This window comes from Paraburkholderia domus, from assembly GCF_905220705.1.
GTDB classification, from domain to species: Bacteria; Pseudomonadota; Gammaproteobacteria; order Burkholderiales; family Burkholderiaceae; genus Paraburkholderia; species Paraburkholderia domus.
On record NZ_CAJNAT010000005.1, the window covers coordinates 181,620 to 197,122 of the forward strand.

The window sequence follows — 15,503 nt, forward strand, 5'->3', positions numbered from 1 at the left end:
TGCCGACGCTGGCGAGCGCGAAACCCGCCCGCAGCGGGGAGCCGCAGTCGGCCGCGCTTCAGTCAGCGGAACCTTTTGACCCCGAAATATAAAAAACAGGGACGTTGTCATGATGCGACGCACCATGGATAAAAACCCTGTGGCAACACACCACACCCGAGAAATTGCTGCATCGCACTAGCTTTTGCCTAGGGAAAACCCTATAATGCTTCTTAAGGGAAAACCCTAGCAAATGCAGTAACCAACCGGGAGTCGCCATGAGCTTCATTTTTGCATTGTTCCAAAAGGTCAGCGACCTCTTTGCGTCGCCCCATCTGCCGCTGGATTCGGACTACTCGTATGCAGCCCGCAGCGCCGAAGCAGAGCGCATGCGCAAAGCGCAATCTACGTTGTTCGGCATCAAGCTGAGCGACTAAAAAGCAAAGTAGTACAGCCTGAGCGCAGACCACCGCGCATGGGCGCGCACCTCGAGTGCGCCTCGCATCATTGAAGCCACCGCCCGCGAAACGCGTGCCGTGGCTTTTGTTTTTGGTGCGGTTACCGCTCAATTCCCAGTCTTTCCGAATATTTCCCGGCCGAAATGAATGTAACGGCGGCTGACACGGTGCCGTCGTGCCGTTCCGGCGATCGACCTCGCATGCGCTGTAGATGGGCGGCGAACGCCGAAAAGGCCGCTATTCATCAGTCCCTTTCTATGAAACGTGTCCTTACAAGTGCTCACGTCTTCATGCGGTTTGCACCGCTAAAGTTGGTCTCAAGCGTACGGCGTCTGGTCCGAACCCCAAATCGCGGTTCGATGTTGACTGAACACGGGCGCTGGCTTGACACAAAACTTTGTATGGGAGGTCACTATGAAAACCTTTAACAAGACATCGCGTTCGATTGTTGCAACCTTGCTGGCGGGCGGCGCGTTGCTCGCAGCCGGCAGCGCTTTCGCCCAGGAACGGGTGGTCGTCGAGCATGGTCCGGGACCGGCGGTTTACGGTCAGCCGCACATGATGCCGGTGGATGTGTCGATCAACATCGGCTGGCATGGCGATCGTTACTACGACGGCCATCGCTACTGGGAGCACGACGACTGGATGCGTCATCATCCGCGCGACTACGATCCGCATCATCACGGCGACGACCATCGCCCGCCGCCCCCGCGCTACTAATGCGCGGATGACTGCGCCGCATGACGCGGCGTGAAGTCCACAAAGCCGGTCCTTCCTCACGGAAGACCGGCTTTGTCACGTTCGGTCTTGAAAACGGACACGCTGCGCTATGCTTCAAAGCTTTCATCGAAGGCAGCAGGAGAGCGGCGTGGACAAGGCAGTGATTGGCGTAGTGGGTACGGGGTTGATGGGCGTTGGCATTGCAACGCAAAGCGCCTTGCACGGGCACCGGACGATCGTTCACGACGTCGACCCGGCGCGCCTCGCGAGCGTTGCGCCGAAGGCGGAAGCGGTGCTCGACGAACTGATCGACGCCGGACGCATCGACCACGCCGCCAAACAGGCGGCGCTCGCACGCATCGAGACGCATGCGCAACTCGACGTCATGGCGTCGGCGCAATTCGTGATCGAGGCGATTCCCGAGGTGCTCGAGTTGAAGCATCGACTATATGCGTCGCTGGCTGAGTTGATGGCTGACGACGCAATCCTCGCGAGCAACACCAGCGGCTTTCCGCCCGATCAACTGGTTGCTCCGTTGCGCGCGAAGGAGCGTTTTTTGATCGCGCATTTCTGGAATCCGCCGCACATGATCCCGCTCGTCGAAGTCGTGCCGGGCACAGAGACCGCGCCGGAAGTCACTGAGCAGACCGCTGCGTTGATGAGCGCGATCGGCATGGAGCCGGTGGTGCTGGCGAAGGCGATTCCGGGTTTTGTCGGTAACCGGCTGCAGTTCGCGGTGCTGCGCGAGGCGTTGAACATCGTGCGCTCGGGAGCGGCAACGCCTGATGTAGTCGATCGGGTCATGAAGGCGTCGCTCGGGCGCCGGTGGGGGATCGTCGGGCCGCTCGAGGGCGCGGACATGGGCGGCCTGGACACCTTCCTCGACATCTCCACGCATCTGATGCCGGAACTCGCCAAAGACGAAGACGTGCTCGATCTGCTGCGTGCGCAGGTGAACGCGGGGCGCGTCGGCGTGCGCAGTGGCGCGGGTTTTTATGATTGGGACGACGCTCATCTGGCGCGAGTCAAGGAAGGCCGCAAGCGGGTGATTAGTCGCGGTTAATGGCGTTACGCGGCAGACGAGACACTCGCCGTCGCCGCCAACCTATCACGCTGCTTCTCAATCCCACCCAGAATCGATTCCGTCAATCCGTCAGGAAATCTCGAAGGGACCTGATCGCTCACTGCATTAATCACATGATCGGTTGCGTCCACCACTTCAGCGATGATGTCTTGCGCCGTCTCACTTCCCAAGCCAACCTGTCGTGCCAGTTCGATCCAGTGCCGCCGCTGAATCTTGTCGATCAGATAGTGATTGGTACTACCGCGAACGGCCATCGCCATTTTTACCTTCTGACGCGCGATCTGATTCCGCCCGGGGCCAATGATCGGATGGGCGGAGAGCACGTCATAAAGCGGCGTCGACCGGTACATCCCGCCCGGCAGATGAAAAATGCTGAAGTTCTTCGCATGCCCATCCGTTGCTGCCAATAGCCAGAACACAAGTTGAGTCTTGAAGAACTGCCGCCGATCCAGATCCGCGTTTTCCGAGCCGAGCAACACGTCCATGATCTCGGCGATGCCCGGCCCACCGTCGGCTTGGTACTTCAGATGTGAGGGCCGTCCAGTGGCCTGGCACATGTCTTCCTGCGGAAGGCGCACGATCCAGCTCGCGTCGCTCGACAGCCTACGGTCGAAACGCTTGACCACGAGCGCTTTCTGATTCTCGAACGTTGCAATCTCGCAGTTCGCAGCGGGGAGTCCATACGCCGATACGATTTTCGAGCACAGCCATTCGTTCTCGATCGAGGTCCGCATGTCCGCCTGCATGTTCCCAACCAGGCCGAGCGGGAGTTTGAAAATATGCGTGGTCGGCGTGCTGCCAGTCGGGTAGATCCACTGCTCATCGTGGCGCAGCAGCGCCGTTTTCTCCTGCGCGCCGGCAATCGATAACCTCAGATCCGCAACGCTATCGTGTTGGCCGAGCGGCGCCGCTGAGGTGGCATTGCGCAGCAGCAGCGCGATCTGCGGCCCGGATAACGGCGTCCCAGAGATATCGTAGAGATCGGTGGGTTGCTCGTTGGGCGGGAGTAGTTGGATTGCACCGACGCAGTCCCGGCCAAGCGCCACCAGCAGATCGAATGCGTTCGTGCTGCCCGTGCGATGCCGTTGAGCTAATCGCCGGCGGATCGCATCGCTATCGGGAAGCAAATTGTCGAAGAATGCGCTGACCACATCGCCACGGTAAGGTTGATTCCCGGGCGTGAACGGCATCGATAGGGAAAGGGGGCGCCCCTGTTCGTCTTCGATCCACTCGTCGAGATAACTCAGGCGGTCCCCGTCCCGTGCTTTTTCCCAGTAGCCGACGGGCAGGCCGTTCATCCAGATGTTGAGTCGTTGTGTCTGAGAGCGGCGCGCCATGATTACCAGTTTTCCCGTTTCTTTTTGGTCGTGATTGCCCCAAGGGGTTGCTTCGAACTCGACGCCTTCTGAGTTCGGCCTGAGCGGTTGGCGACCGACGGAGATTTCGCTTTCTTGGCGGCGGGGACGTGTCGTTGAAGTTTCGGCGTCTCGGCCTGCACGGGTTTATTGCCGGGCGCGGACGACGCCTGACTCATATGCAACTCCACGTTCAGCAAGCGCATGACCTTAAAGAGCCGCTCGACGCTTGCCGATGCCGGATTGGCTTCCAGTTGCGCGTAGCTTTGCTGCGTGATGCCTAGCAATTCGGCCAGTGCAGCTTGTGTGAGTCCCGCGGACTTGCGAAAGCCCAGCAGAATGGGGCGGAGCTGACTTAGCGTCTTGATAGCGTAATCCATCGGATTTTCTTCAGGCTCGTACAGTCTTTGGATTGTAACATATAAATACAGTCAATAAACTGTAAATAAAATAAACAGTCTATAGGCTGTATGTGTAATTTACAACTTAAAGCCTGTTAAGATGGAGCGCGAAGCCAACCGATGAACAGGAATTCCCGGAAGCGCGAATAGCCGTAGTCCGCTTCACTCTCGTCCCTAGCACCTCCAGCACCTCCAGCACCTCCAGCGCGTCTGCGGTATAAATACCTCCCGCCTCACCCGCAAACCCCAACACAAACCATGTCCCACTACTTCTACGACCCCGCTGCCGGTCACGGCCTCCCGCATGACCCGTTCAAGGCCATCGTCGCCCCACGCCTGATCGGCTGGATTTCCTCACGCGCCACCGACGGCACCCTGAACTTGGCGCCCTACAGCTTCTTCGGCGCGTTCGCCAGCTTCCCGCCGATCATTGGCTTCTGCAGTGAGGGCCGTAAAGACAGCGTCGCCAACATCGAAGCGACCGGCGAATTCGTCTGGAATCTCGCCTCCAAGCCGCTCGCCGAGCAGATGAACCGCTCCTCAGCGCCAGTTCCATCCCACGTCGACGAATTCGAACTCGCCGGTCTTACACCGGCGCCGGGCCGCAACGTTGCCGTGCCGCATGTCGCCGAATCGCCGGCCGCGCTCGAATGCAAGCTGCTGCAAGTGGTCCGTCTGCATACGCTCGACGGCAAGCCAATGGACAACTACCTGTCGCTGGGGCAAGTGGTCGGCGTCCACATCAACGAGACCTATCTGAAAGACGGCCTGTTCGACACCCACGCCGCGCAGCCGATCATGCGTGCCGGCTACCGCGCGGACTACGCGCAAATCGGCGAGATGTTCCAGATGTTCCGCCCGACCGCATAAGCACCCAAAGCGTTTGAAGCACCTCGCGCCGCGCAATGCGGCGCGGCACCTATCTGATCGCCTCCACGACACGCAAAGCCGGATCCCCGCAAACTGGCCCGCTTGATGCTTGCAACCGACGCTCCAACGCGTCGTTTTCAACTGCCGGCTCACTCAAGAGGAGCGCGATCATGTCCACCGAATTCGCCACGCAGTTCAGCCATGTCCGTCCGCAAGACACGTCCTACGTGGATCAGGGCCTACGCGACTTTTTTCTTTACCGGGATTTAGGCATCGCGCAAGCAACCGGCGGCAAGGTACTCGCGCAACTCGTCAAAGCGAATCACGCACCAGAGCAAGGCACCGGCTGGCACCGTCATGAGGCCGATTTCCACATTGTGATCATGTTGAAGGGCTGGGCGCGCTTTATGTATGGCGACAAGGAGACGCTCGTTGCCGCCGGCGATTGTGTACATCAGGCGCCGGGCATCGTCCACTATCTGTTCGATTACTCAGAAGATATGGAGTACATCGAAATTGTTTCGCCGGCCGATTTCAAATCGATTGAAGTCGAAGGTCCGTGCGAAGTGCCGGCGGTGCAGCCGTGGAAGAGCGTCCCCGCTTGACCAGCGGAACTGCGCCACGGCGCCCGCATAACGAGGCCGCATGCGGCATGCACAGAGAGCTGCCGAGTCATCGGCGCATGCGGCCGCCTGAAGAAACGGCGACGTTCGCGCATGCGGCTACCCGAGAAGACGAACAGCTTATTGCGTCGCGGGTGGCCGTCGTCGCGGCGCCGGTGACGCCTGCTGAGGCTTGGCGGCGCCTCCGGAGCCAGCTCCGTTCGGCGTGGCAGTCGCGGCGCTGGTATCTATCTCGACTTCAACCACCGCCGCAGCAGCAGGCGCAGCTGGTATCACCTCAGAAGCCGCGGCCACCGATACCGGCTTGATAGTCCGCGCCCGCGAACTCACCACCACCGCGCGCGGCTCGTTGTCGTAAATCACCGCCCGTACGCGCGGATAAATCTGCCGCTCCCACCGATGTCCATTGAACACGCCATAGTGCCCCACACCGGTCTGCACATGATGCGTCTTCAGATACGGCCGCAACTTGTCGCACATATCCTGCGCCGCGAGCGTCTGCCCAACCGCGCAGATATCGTCCTTTTCGCCCTCAACGGTCAGCAGCGCCGTGCGGCGGATCTTCGAAGGCTCTACCAGCCGCCCCTCTACTTCGAGCTCATGCAACGGCAACGCGTGCCGCTGAAAAACCGTATCGACGGTCTCCAGATAGAAATCGGCCGTCAGATCCATTGTCGCGAAGTATTCTTCGTAGAAAGTGTGGATCGTGTCGGCCTTCGCCGGATCGCCTTTGGCGCGTTCGTAATGCATGGTCTCGAACGAGTCGAGATGGCGGCCGAGGTTCATCGACATAAACGCGGTCAGTTGCACGAAGCCAGGATACACGCGACGGTGCGCGCCCGCGAAACCGAACGGTACCGCGCTGATCAGGTTCTGCTCGAACCACTCGATCGGCTTGCTCTTGGCCAGTTCGTTGACGCGCGTCGGATTGATGCGCGTGTCGAGCGGGCCCGCCATCAGCGTCATGCTGGCGGGCTGCGCGGGGTTGTCGTCCGCAGCCATCAGCGCGACCGCGGCCAAAGCGGCGACCGTCGGCTGGCACACCGCCAGCAGATGCGCACCCGGCCCGATCGTCTCCGTGAAGTCGATCACATGCTGCACGAATTCGTTGAAGCCGAAACGGCCCTGGCTCAGCGGGACGTCGCGCGGGTTGTGCCAATCGGTGATGTAGACGTCGTGCTCCGCCAGCATCGTGAGCACGGTGCCGCGCAGCAACGTCGCGAAGTGGCCGGACATGGGCGCGATTACCAGCACGCGCGGTTGCGGATGCGAAAGCGTGGCGTTCTTACGGAAATGCAACAGCGAACAGAACGGCGTGTGCGCGGCGATTTCCTCGACGATCTGCACGGGATTGCCTTCCGTCACCACGCTATCGATACCGAAAGGCGGCCTCACAGGCGTGAGTCCGGCGAGCGTCAACAACTCGCAGGCCGCGCGTATCGAGCGTCCATGCGACGTCTCGCCGAACGCGGGCCAGGCGTCGAGCGAATGATTCACCAGCGCTGCGCCGTGCCGCATCGGCAGCATTACGTCGGCGAAAGCCTGGTATGTGGGATATGCGAACAGGTTCATAACCTTCGCACGAGTGCAGGAAAGGAAGGAGCCCGAATAGAGGCAAGTCATGTGCCAATCATGCGCTCGCACTGACGCGGCCGTCCCCGCACGTTGGCATAGCATTTGCGCGAGTCATGGGAACGGGCTGAAATTGCCGCGCTTTGGTGCGCCCGCGCACGGCAACGTGCATGCGCATCGTCAGGCGTCGGATGAGCGCCTCATATGGAGGAGAATCGTATGGCGAATACCACGCTCACCATCAGCAGCAAGAATTATTCATCGTGGTCGCTGCGCGGCTGGCTGCTGACCAAATTCAGCGGCCTGCCTTTCGAAGAGATCGTGATGCCGATCGACGATCCCGCTGCGCGCGCCGAATTGTTACTGCTGTCGCCGTCGATCCTGGTGCCGTGTCTCTTTCACGACGGCATCAAGATCTGGGACACCATGGCGATTGCCGAATACCTGAACGAACTGAAGCCGGAAGCGGCGCTATTGCCCAAAGACGTCCGCGCGCGAGCGCATTGCCGCTCGATTTGCGGCGAGATGCATTCGGGATTTGGTTCGCTGCGCTCGGCTTTGCCGATGAACCTGAAGGCGCATTTTCCGGGCTTCAAGGTGTGGGCGCGGGCGCAATCGGATATCGATCGCATCGTGACGATCTGGAGCGAGTGCCTGAAGCAGTACGGCGGCCCGTTTCTGTTCGGCGAGCGTAGCGCGGCAGATGCGATGTACGCGCCGGTAGTAACGCGTTTCGTCACCTACGACGTGAAGCTGGATCCGGAGATTGTCGAATACGGGCAGCGCATCATGGCACTGCCTGAAATGCAGCAGTGGATCGCAGACGCGCAGCAGGAAGTGGAGGAGATCGACGAACTGGACGTGGAGTTTTGATGACTGCGCGTGGCGGCGCCGTTAGCGCTGCCGGCGCGGCAGCAGGCGCCGCGCCTTTACGAAAGCTACGCCTCAATCCCGCCCGGCTTCCAGCTTGAACACGCTCACCACCTGCGCAAGCCGCGCAGCCTGATCGCGCAATTCAGTCGCGGCGAGTTCCGCCTCGCCGACGATCGTCGCATTCTGCTGGGTCGCCTCACCGATCTGCGTGACGGCAAGGTTGACCTGCTCGATGCCACCCGATTGCTCGCGCGACGCAACGCTGATCTCCGCCATGATCGCGCGCACCTGGCCGACCTGGTGAACGATGCCCTGCATCGTCGAGCTGGCCTCTTCAGCGATCCGGAAGCCGCTTTGAACGGTCGCCGTGGAGGCGGAGATCAGCTCCTCGATCTCCTTCACCGAAGCCGCGCTGCGCTGCGCGAGCGCGCGTACTTCCGACGCCACCACCGCAAAGCCCTTGCCGTGCTCGCCGGCGCGTGCCGCTTCGACAGCAGCGTTCAATGCAAGGATATTGGTCTGGAAAGCGATGCCTTCGATCACGCTGGTGATCTCGGCGATCTTCTGCGACGAGCGGCTGATCTCGCCCATCGTCGAAACCACGCGCTCCACGGCGCGGCCGCCTTCGAGCGCGGCATCGGCGGCATTCGTGACGAGCGTGTTGGCCTGGGCGGCGTGGTCGGCGTTCTGCTGCACGGTCGACGTGATCTCTTCCATGCTGGCCGCCGTTTCTTCGAGGCTGCTCGCCTGCGTGGCAATACGCGCGGCAATATTGCCGCTGCCAGTGGCGATCTTTTCAGTGCCTTCCGACATATCCGTCGACGCATTGCGCACTTGCGAAACGATGCGTGCGAGGCCTTCGCCGATGCCGTCGATCGACTGCATCAGGCGGCCGATTTCATCGGCACGCGCATTCGCACCCTTCGCCACGCGCACGCTCAGATCGCCGGAGGCGAAGCGCTCGGACGCCTTCGCGGCTTCGTCGAGTGGACGGCTCACGAGGCGGCGCACGGCGATCAGGAACACGATCGCGAACGCGCCGACCAGCGCGAAACCGATCAGCAGGAATTCATCGCGCGTCGTGACGACGTCGGCCATCACCTCGTCACGCGGCGCGATGCCGCCCACCAGCCATTGCCACTGCGGCACGGTGATGAACGACACGAATTTGTCGCGCGCGTTGCGCTCGCCCAGCGCTGCGTCGGCGGAACTGAATTCGAGTTGACCTTCCTTCATGTCGAGCATTTGCTGATACGGCGCGTTCGCCTCGTCCGCTTTCTGGCCGGCGGCGGCCGGATGCACGATCAGCTTGCCGCGATCCTCGCCCTTCGACGCATCGAGCACGAAGTAGTAACCGCTGTCGCCGATTTTCAGTTTGCTGATACCGTCTTCGACCGACTGGATCTCCTTGTCCACGTTCACGCCCACGAACAGCGCGCCGATCACGCGACCGCTCGCGTCCGTAACCGGGCGGTATTGCGTAATCAGACGTTTGCCAAAGAGCGTGGCAAGTCCCGTATAGGACTTGTTCGCCATGATCAGCGCATACGCCGGCGCTTTGCGGTCGAGCAGCGTGCCGATCGCGCGCGAGCCGTCCTGTTTTTTCAGCGAAGTCGTCACGCGGACGAAATCGTCGCCGCTGCGTGCGAACACGGTGGCAACCGCGCCGCTGCGTTCGAGAAACTGATCGGGAATCGAGAAGTCCATGTTCAGGACTTTGTCGCCGGCCTTGATGGTCGGGGTGGCGACGCCGTTGACGTCGACTTTCTGGGTGTCGTCGAGCGTGTAGCCGGTGGGCAGAAAGCTCGCGAATAGCGACATCGAGCGATCGACTTCGGACGACAGCGCCTTGTCGAACAGCGTGATCATGGCGGCGATCGAGCGGTCCTTATCGGCGACGCGTTCGAGCACCTGATCGCTGACCTGCTCGCCGGCGCTGCGCGTGAGCGCCCACGTAAAAGCGGCGAAAATCAATGCCACCAGCGCGCACGACAACACGGCAAGCCGGGCGCCAACGCTGGCGCGGCGCAAAGAGAGAAATTCCATGGGCGTTCGGAGTAAGGAGAGACATGTGACGCGCAAACCATGCGGATGCATGGTTTACACCTATGTCAGGATTACGGCCGATTTGCCCATATCTTTAGCGCATTTGAAAGCATTACGTAATATAGCGACGTATATATCGTCAACGTGGCGATCGTGCTGACCCGCCGCGCCAGGTGCGCAGCAGTAGCGCATTGGTGACGACGCTTACGCTCGAAAACGCCATCGCCGCGCCGGCCAGCATCGGGTTCAGCAAGCCGAAGGCGGCAAGCGGAATGCCGATCAGGTTGTAGACGAACGCCCAGAACAGGTTCTGCTGGATCTTGCGCCAGGTTCTGCGCGAAATGTCGATGGCGTCGGCCACCAGCGCCGGGTCGCCGCGCATCAGCGTGATGCCGGCCGCCTGCATCGCGACGTCGGTACCGGTCGCCATCGCGATGCCGATGTCGGCGGCGGCGAGCGCCGGGGCGTCGTTGATGCCGTCGCCCACCATCGCGACGATACCGGCACTGCGGATCTTCAGGTCGCGGATCACGTTGGCCTTGTCGTCAGGCAGGACTTCCGCGTGGAATTCGGCAATGCCGAGCGCCTCGGCGACGCTCGCTGCGCTGCCTCGGTTGTCGCCCGTGACGAGCACGCTCTTGATGCCCATTTGGGCGAGCCGTTCGACGGCCGCACGGGCGGTCGGTTTGACGGTGTCGCCGAAGGCGATCAGTGCGAGCGCGGCGGGCGCAAGCGGTGCGCGCTGCATCAGCCAGGAGACGGTGTTGCCCGCCGCTTCGAGCTGTTTTGCGCGCTCGGTGAGTTGCGGTGGCAGCTGGATGCCGAGTTCGTTGAGCCAGCGCGTGCTGCCGAGCGCCAGGGTGCGGCCGTTTATGTCCGCTTCCACGCCGCGCCCGGGTACGGCGCGTGCCGCGCTTGCCGTGAGTGTCGCAACCGGTGACTTCGTCGCGACCTTTGCTACCGCAATGGACGCCGAAGCGCCTAACGCGCTATCGCCCGTTACCCCAACACCACCATTCGCTGACGATTCTTCTCGCAGACCGCGCGCCTGTGCCGCGTCATGCGCCTTCACGACTGCCCGTGCCAACGGGTGATCGCTGTGCCTTTGCACGGCCGCGGCGAGCGCCAACGCTTCGTCGTGCTCGATGCCGCCGATCGCCTCGAACGCCGTCACCGACGGTTGCCCAAGCGTCAGCGTGCCGGTTTTATCGAACGCGACGATATCCACGCGATGCGCGGTCTCCAGCGCCTCGGCGTCCTTGATCAGCACGCCATGCCGGGCCGCGACGCCGGTGCCGGCCATGATGGCCGCGGGCGTCGCCAGTCCAAGCGCGCACGGGCAGGCGATTACCAGCACAGCGACCGCGTTCAGAATCGCGGTTTCGCCACCCGCGCCGGCGATCAGCCAACCCATTAGCGTGAGCGCCGCAATCGCCAGAATCGCAGGCACGAAGATCTCGCTGACGCGGTCGACCAGCCTTTGGATCGGCGCCTTCTCGGCCTGCGCGCTTTCCACGAGGCGGATGATTCGCGCGAGGGTCGTCTCCGCGCCGATCGCGGTAGTCGTGACCGCAATCGCGCCTTCGCCGTTGATCGAACCGGCGGTGACAGGATCGGCTACCTGCTTGGGTACCGGCAGGCTTTCGCCGGTAATCAGCGATTCGTCGATATGGGTGCGGCCTTCGAGCACCGCGCCGTCAACCGGCACTTGCTCGCCGGGACGCACGATTACCACCGTGCCGACCCGCACTTGCGCAAGCGGCACTTCGCGTTCGTCCGTGCCGACGCGGATTCGCGCGCGGTCGGGGCGCAGCGCGTTGAGCGCGCGGATCGCATCCGTGGTCTGGCGCTTGGCGCGCGCCTCGAGCCACTTGCCGAAGCGCACCAGCGTAATCACCACCGCCGATGCTTCGAAGTACAGATGCATCATGTCGCCCGGATGGGTCGCCAGTTCATAGACGCTGATTCCATAAGCCGCTGACGTGCCGAGCGCCACCAGCAAATCCATGTTCCCGGCGCCGGCCCGCACCGCACGGTAGGCCGCGCGATAGAAGCGCGCACCGAACACGAACTGCACGATCGAGGCGAGGGCGAATTGCAGCCAGGGCGAAAGCATCGCGTGCAAGCCGAACCATTCGCCGACCATTGGCAGAACGAGTGGCAGCGTCAGCACGGCGGAGGCGAGCACCGCGGCCAGTTCGCGGCGGGCTTGTTGGTGTTTGCTGTCGGCAGTGGCGGCAAGGGCGGCATTCCCGGCCGACGCCGGTGCGTCGGGCGGCGCCATCAGCGTCGCCTCGTAGCCCGCTTTCTTGACGGCCGCGATTAGCGCATCGGTGTCGGCACCTGCGCCTGCGTCGCCTGGATTGACGGTCGCGGTTTCGGTCGCCAGATTCACAGACACGCTGGCGACGCCCGGCACCTTCGCAAGCGCTTTCTCGACGCGCATCGCGCACGAGGCGCAAGTCATTCCACCGATTGCCAGTTCCGTGGCGTGCGATATTTGCACCGGTGCGATGTCCGGCCGCGCCGACGGCGTGGCTTCGTAGCCTGCTTTGCGCACGGCGCTCGCGAGCGTTTCGGGGTCGACAGCAGTCTCGCTATCGACGCTGGCTTTTTCAGTGGCGAGATTCACCGACGCGCGCGTGACGCCCGGCACTTTGGCGAGCGCCTTCTCCACACGCATCGCGCACGAGGTGCAGGTCATCCCGCCAATGTCGAGTTCGGTGGTTCTGGAGGGCGTAGCGTCCGCGGGACGCTGTGGCGTGGCAAGTTCGGTCATGGTAGCTAAGGCTCGTAGCGGCATCGGGCCGCGTTATGAACCCAGTATTGACCTTCCCATGATGGGAAGGTCAAGGATGTTGTTGTGGCGCATTGATACGCCGCCAAACGCGCCACAACAACGCGTTGCCGAAAGCGCACCGGATGTCGGCCAGCCGATCCGGCTCGTGCCGCCAGCTACGGAGCCAGGGAACTGGCAACTGCGTCGCGCTACGGTTGATGAGCAAAAGACTCAGAATGCCGGCGGCGCGTCCAGCATCGCTTGGCCAACGGCCTTCTGCCCGTCGCTCTCTCGCGCCAGCAGGGCTTCAGCCGCGCCGCGCCGGTCGGCGGCTTCCTTGTTCTGGCCGAGTTTCCATTTGCCGACCAGTCGCGTGACCTCGATCTCGAGGCCGACGATCGCCCCCAACATCTGGGCGATATAGTCGGCTGGCGCGTCGCCCATCTTCCACGGCACCGGTTCGCCTGCTTCCATCTTGCGGGTGAGCCGAGCGACCAGGCCGCGTACGAACGCCTCGTCGTCGCGCACGAGGATCCGGCCGTGGGCGTGCACCACCATATAGTTGTAAGTCGGCACCTGACGATGCGTCTCGTGCTTGCTCGGATACCAGGTCGGCGAGATGTAGGCGGCCGGGCCCTGGAAAATGACGAGGGTTTCCGGGTTGGCGGCGACTTCTTGCCAGACGGGATTGGCTCGGGCGACGTGGGCGCGGAGGATGCCGTGGGTTTGGGCAGGTGCCGCGTCATCCCCTCCGGGGACTAGCTTTGCGTCGAACTCGAACGGCAAATGATTCGCATCGAACCCGTTCGGCCCGTGGGTAATCAGCGCGCCGAACGGCTGCTCGGCGATCAGACGGTGGAGAACCTCTGGACGGTTCTCTTCAAAGTGGGCGGGCATGTACATAAAACGCTCCGGATACAAAAAGGCGGCGAGTAGTCGGGAAGAGCAGTCAGCAGGACAAGAACCGGCGCGGAAGTGGCAAAAATCGTCAACCGTACGCTAAATTGTGTCCGCGCGCGCATTGCAAAGCGCTATTCCTGCCTTTGCGCTTGCCTGGTGAGCAAGGATACGATACAACCCGAAGTTGTCGGAATCGCCAGCCGCGGCCTGGCTGCGCTGGGCTTAGGGAGGCCACGCAAACAGGTTCCGCTGCGCACCGACGTCTCCCTTAGGCCTGCACGTTCTGCCACCTGAACGAATGATAAAAAATCGCCAAGAACTGTTTTCGTTTCACTGGACCTGCGCATCGCTCGCAGGCCTCGCGTTTCTGGCTGGTTGTGCGTCGACTTCGTCAACGACGCAAAAAACCACTGGCTGGATCAAAGACGAAGTTGCCGATTCGTATGTATTCGGCTATCCGCTGGTGCTGATGGGCGTCGCGCGCGACGCGGCGGTCGGCACCGATCCGGGCCAGGCACCGGTCAATACGCTGCGCCACGCGCAGGCGTTGCCGCCGATCGGCGCGGCCAATCCGCTGCAGCCGAGTCTCGACACGCTCGACTCGACCGGCTGGCTGGATGTCGGCAGCGAGCCGGTGATCGTGTCGCTGCCCGATTCGCACGGGCGCTACGTCGACGCCCGCGTGCTCGACATGTGGACCAACGTGGTGTGGTCGACCAGCTCACAGTTCGCTACCCGCGCCGCAGGCATCAAGGCGCAAACGATTGCCTTCGTCGGCCCAGGCTGGCAAGGCGATCTGCCCAAAGGCGTGAAGCGCGTCGACGTGCCGACCCGCAACGCCTGGGTGAGCGTTCGCATCCAGTCGAACGGCACCCGCGATCTGACGACGGTGCGCAAGCTTCAGCGCGCTATCCGCGTCGCGCCGCTGAGCGTGTATGCCGGCGACACACGCTCGGCATCGATTACGCCGCCCCACAGCAATGCCGCCGATGCCGCCGCTGCTGCTTCCGGTACGCCGGCCGCGCAAGTCGCCGCGCTCGACGCGAATGCCTTCTTTAGCCGGCTTGCGCAGGCATTGCCGGAAAATCCGCCGACACCGGCCGATCCGCACGCACTGAAAATCCTGTCTGACTTCGGCGTAACGCCTGGCGATCCGGTGAAGCTGCCGAACGCGCCCGAGGCGATCGCCGCGGGTCTGGCCGACGGCCACCAGCGCGTCGTCACGCCGCCGTCCAATCTGCTGAACGGCAATGGCTGGAGCTGGTTCGGCGACGGCGTGGGCAACTACGGTCCCGACTACGCAATGCGCGCCTACGCTGCGGCGACCCAACCGGGCATCGGCACGAAGGACGATGAAGTACGCGCGGTCGTCGCCCAGGACAGCGACGGTCATGCGCTCAATGGCGCCAACCGCTACGTGATTCACTTCGCGCCGAACCAGTTGCCGCCGGTGCGTGGCTTCTGGTCGATCACCGCCTATACGAAAGACGGCGCGTTAGGGGAAAGCGCGCCCGCGCGTCTGGCGGTCGGCGATCGCAATGGCGCACGCCGCAATCGCGACGGCTCGCTCGACGTGACGGTGTCGTCGACACGCGGCAAGAGCGGCAACTGGCTGCCGGCGCCGCGCGCCGATCTGCAACTGGTGCTGCGTCTGTACGCGCCGAAGCCGCAAGCTACCGACGGCAGCTGGCAACCGCCGGCGGTGATGCGTCAGTGAAGTCCGCCAATGGAATGCATTCATTGAATGCATTAGTGAAATGCGTCACTGCTGTGACAGTAATGAATGAGTAACGCATAAATCAGCCCATGTCTGCCAGCTTCGTGCTGGCAGACATAAAGCGCT

Annotated in this window: 13 protein-coding genes; 7 read left to right on the top strand and 6 right to left on the bottom strand. The window is 62.5% G+C overall.

From position 1 onward, the window contains the following. Nucleotides 1-257 precede the first annotated feature (257 nt). The 3 genes from KHO31_RS12680 (at nucleotide 258) to KHO31_RS12690 (ending at nucleotide 2,220) form a co-directional block, all read left to right on the top strand. Nucleotides 258-416, top strand: coding sequence for a hypothetical protein (locus tag KHO31_RS12680; RefSeq protein WP_201077236.1), 159 nt, complete (start codon nucleotides 258-260; stop codon nucleotides 414-416). A 435-nt stretch (nucleotides 417-851) separates the two neighbouring features. Beyond that, the gene (locus tag KHO31_RS12685) at nucleotides 852-1,157 is read left to right on the top strand and encodes a hypothetical protein (protein ID WP_201140965.1); all 306 of its coding nucleotides are present in this window, start codon (nucleotides 852-854) and stop codon (nucleotides 1,155-1,157) included. Nucleotides 1,158-1,266: 109 nt separating this feature from the next. Next, entirely contained in the window at nucleotides 1,267-2,220 is a 954-nt protein-coding gene (locus KHO31_RS12690) for a 3-hydroxyacyl-CoA dehydrogenase family protein (RefSeq protein ID WP_201077240.1), read from the top strand. A gap of 5 nt (nucleotides 2,221-2,225) precedes the next feature. Here the strand turns inward: KHO31_RS12690 and KHO31_RS12695 are convergent, their stop codons facing one another. Both KHO31_RS12695 and KHO31_RS12700 read right to left on the bottom strand, forming a co-directional pair. Then, complete coding sequence (locus KHO31_RS12695) at nucleotides 2,226-3,578, bottom strand: type II toxin-antitoxin system HipA family toxin (protein ID WP_201077242.1); 1,353 nt, start codon at nucleotides 3,576-3,578, stop codon at nucleotides 2,226-2,228. 2 nt (nucleotides 3,579-3,580) lie between these two features. Further along, nucleotides 3,581-3,976: a helix-turn-helix transcriptional regulator gene (locus tag KHO31_RS12700; protein ID WP_201077244.1), complete on the bottom strand. Its 396-nt coding sequence runs from the start codon at nucleotides 3,974-3,976 to the stop codon at nucleotides 3,581-3,583. 279 nt (nucleotides 3,977-4,255) lie between these two features. Here KHO31_RS12700 and KHO31_RS12705 point away from each other — a divergent pair, with 279 nt between their 5' ends. Next, on the top strand, nucleotides 4,256-4,867 hold the full coding sequence (locus KHO31_RS12705) for a flavin reductase family protein (protein WP_201077246.1): 612 nt from the start codon (nucleotides 4,256-4,258) through the stop codon (nucleotides 4,865-4,867). 170 nt (nucleotides 4,868-5,037) lie between these two features. After that, nucleotides 5,038-5,472, top strand: a complete 435-nt coding sequence (locus KHO31_RS12710) for a cupin domain-containing protein (RefSeq protein WP_201077248.1) — start codon at nucleotides 5,038-5,040, stop codon at nucleotides 5,470-5,472. Nucleotides 5,473-5,610: 138 nt separating this feature from the next. Here KHO31_RS12710 and KHO31_RS12715 read toward each other — a convergent pair whose 3' ends face one another. Next, complete coding sequence (locus KHO31_RS12715) at nucleotides 5,611-7,062, bottom strand: polyhydroxyalkanoate depolymerase (protein WP_211623441.1); 1,452 nt, start codon at nucleotides 7,060-7,062, stop codon at nucleotides 5,611-5,613. A gap of 219 nt (nucleotides 7,063-7,281) precedes the next feature. Here KHO31_RS12715 and KHO31_RS12720 point away from each other — a divergent pair, with 219 nt between their 5' ends. After that, complete coding sequence (locus KHO31_RS12720) at nucleotides 7,282-7,935, top strand: glutathione S-transferase family protein (RefSeq protein ID WP_201139108.1); 654 nt, start codon at nucleotides 7,282-7,284, stop codon at nucleotides 7,933-7,935. A gap of 72 nt (nucleotides 7,936-8,007) precedes the next feature. Here KHO31_RS12720 and KHO31_RS12725 read toward each other — a convergent pair whose 3' ends face one another. From KHO31_RS12725 to KHO31_RS12735, 3 genes are all read right to left on the bottom strand, one after another. Next, complete coding sequence (locus KHO31_RS12725) at nucleotides 8,008-9,981, bottom strand: methyl-accepting chemotaxis protein (RefSeq protein WP_211623443.1); 1,974 nt, start codon at nucleotides 9,979-9,981, stop codon at nucleotides 8,008-8,010. 139 nt (nucleotides 9,982-10,120) lie between these two features. After that, nucleotides 10,121-12,760 carry a heavy metal translocating P-type ATPase gene (locus tag KHO31_RS12730; RefSeq protein ID WP_211623445.1) on the bottom strand — a complete coding sequence of 880 codons (2,640 nt, stop codon included), beginning with the start codon at nucleotides 12,758-12,760 and terminating at the stop codon, nucleotides 10,121-10,123. A gap of 231 nt (nucleotides 12,761-12,991) precedes the next feature. After that, nucleotides 12,992-13,663, bottom strand: a complete 672-nt coding sequence (locus tag KHO31_RS12735; RefSeq protein WP_201077272.1) for an FMN-binding negative transcriptional regulator — start codon at nucleotides 13,661-13,663, stop codon at nucleotides 12,992-12,994. 295 nt (nucleotides 13,664-13,958) lie between these two features. On the opposite strand from KHO31_RS12735, the gene KHO31_RS12740 reads away from it, so the two are divergent. Beyond that, nucleotides 13,959-15,377 (top strand): DUF1254 domain-containing protein, encoded by a 1,419-nt coding sequence (locus KHO31_RS12740; protein ID WP_201077274.1) that lies wholly within the window; start codon nucleotides 13,959-13,961, stop codon nucleotides 15,375-15,377. Nucleotides 15,378-15,503 lie beyond the last annotated feature (126 nt).

Bases quoted from the DNA above. Each gene is read 5' to 3' on its own strand.
- KHO31_RS12685 (WP_201140965.1), top strand. From the start codon at position 852: ATGAAAACCTTTAACAAGACATCGCGTTCGATTGTTGCAACCTTGCTG.
- KHO31_RS12720 (WP_201139108.1), top strand. From the start codon at position 7,282: ATGGCGAATACCACGCTCACCATCAGCAGCAAGAATTATTCATCGTGG.
- KHO31_RS12735 (WP_201077272.1), bottom strand. From the start codon at position 13,663: ATGTACATGCCCGCCCACTTTGAAGAGAACCGTCCAGAGGTTCTCCAC.
- KHO31_RS12700 (WP_201077244.1), bottom strand. From the start codon at position 3,976: ATGGATTACGCTATCAAGACGCTAAGTCAGCTCCGCCCCATTCTGCTG.
- KHO31_RS12690 (WP_201077240.1), top strand. From the start codon at position 1,267: ATGCTTCAAAGCTTTCATCGAAGGCAGCAGGAGAGCGGCGTGGACAAG.
- KHO31_RS12695 (WP_201077242.1), bottom strand. From the start codon at position 3,578: ATGGCGCGCCGCTCTCAGACACAACGACTCAACATCTGGATGAACGGC.
- KHO31_RS12730 (WP_211623445.1), bottom strand. From the start codon at position 12,760: ATGACCGAACTTGCCACGCCACAGCGTCCCGCGGACGCTACGCCCTCC.
- KHO31_RS12705 (WP_201077246.1), top strand. From the start codon at position 4,256: ATGTCCCACTACTTCTACGACCCCGCTGCCGGTCACGGCCTCCCGCAT.
- KHO31_RS12680 (WP_201077236.1), top strand. From the start codon at position 258: ATGAGCTTCATTTTTGCATTGTTCCAAAAGGTCAGCGACCTCTTTGCG.
- KHO31_RS12725 (WP_211623443.1), bottom strand. From the start codon at position 9,981: ATGGAATTTCTCTCTTTGCGCCGCGCCAGCGTTGGCGCCCGGCTTGCC.
- KHO31_RS12740 (WP_201077274.1), top strand. From the start codon at position 13,959: ATGATAAAAAATCGCCAAGAACTGTTTTCGTTTCACTGGACCTGCGCA.
- KHO31_RS12710 (WP_201077248.1), top strand. From the start codon at position 5,038: ATGTCCACCGAATTCGCCACGCAGTTCAGCCATGTCCGTCCGCAAGAC.
- KHO31_RS12715 (WP_211623441.1), bottom strand. From the start codon at position 7,062: ATGAACCTGTTCGCATATCCCACATACCAGGCTTTCGCCGACGTAATG.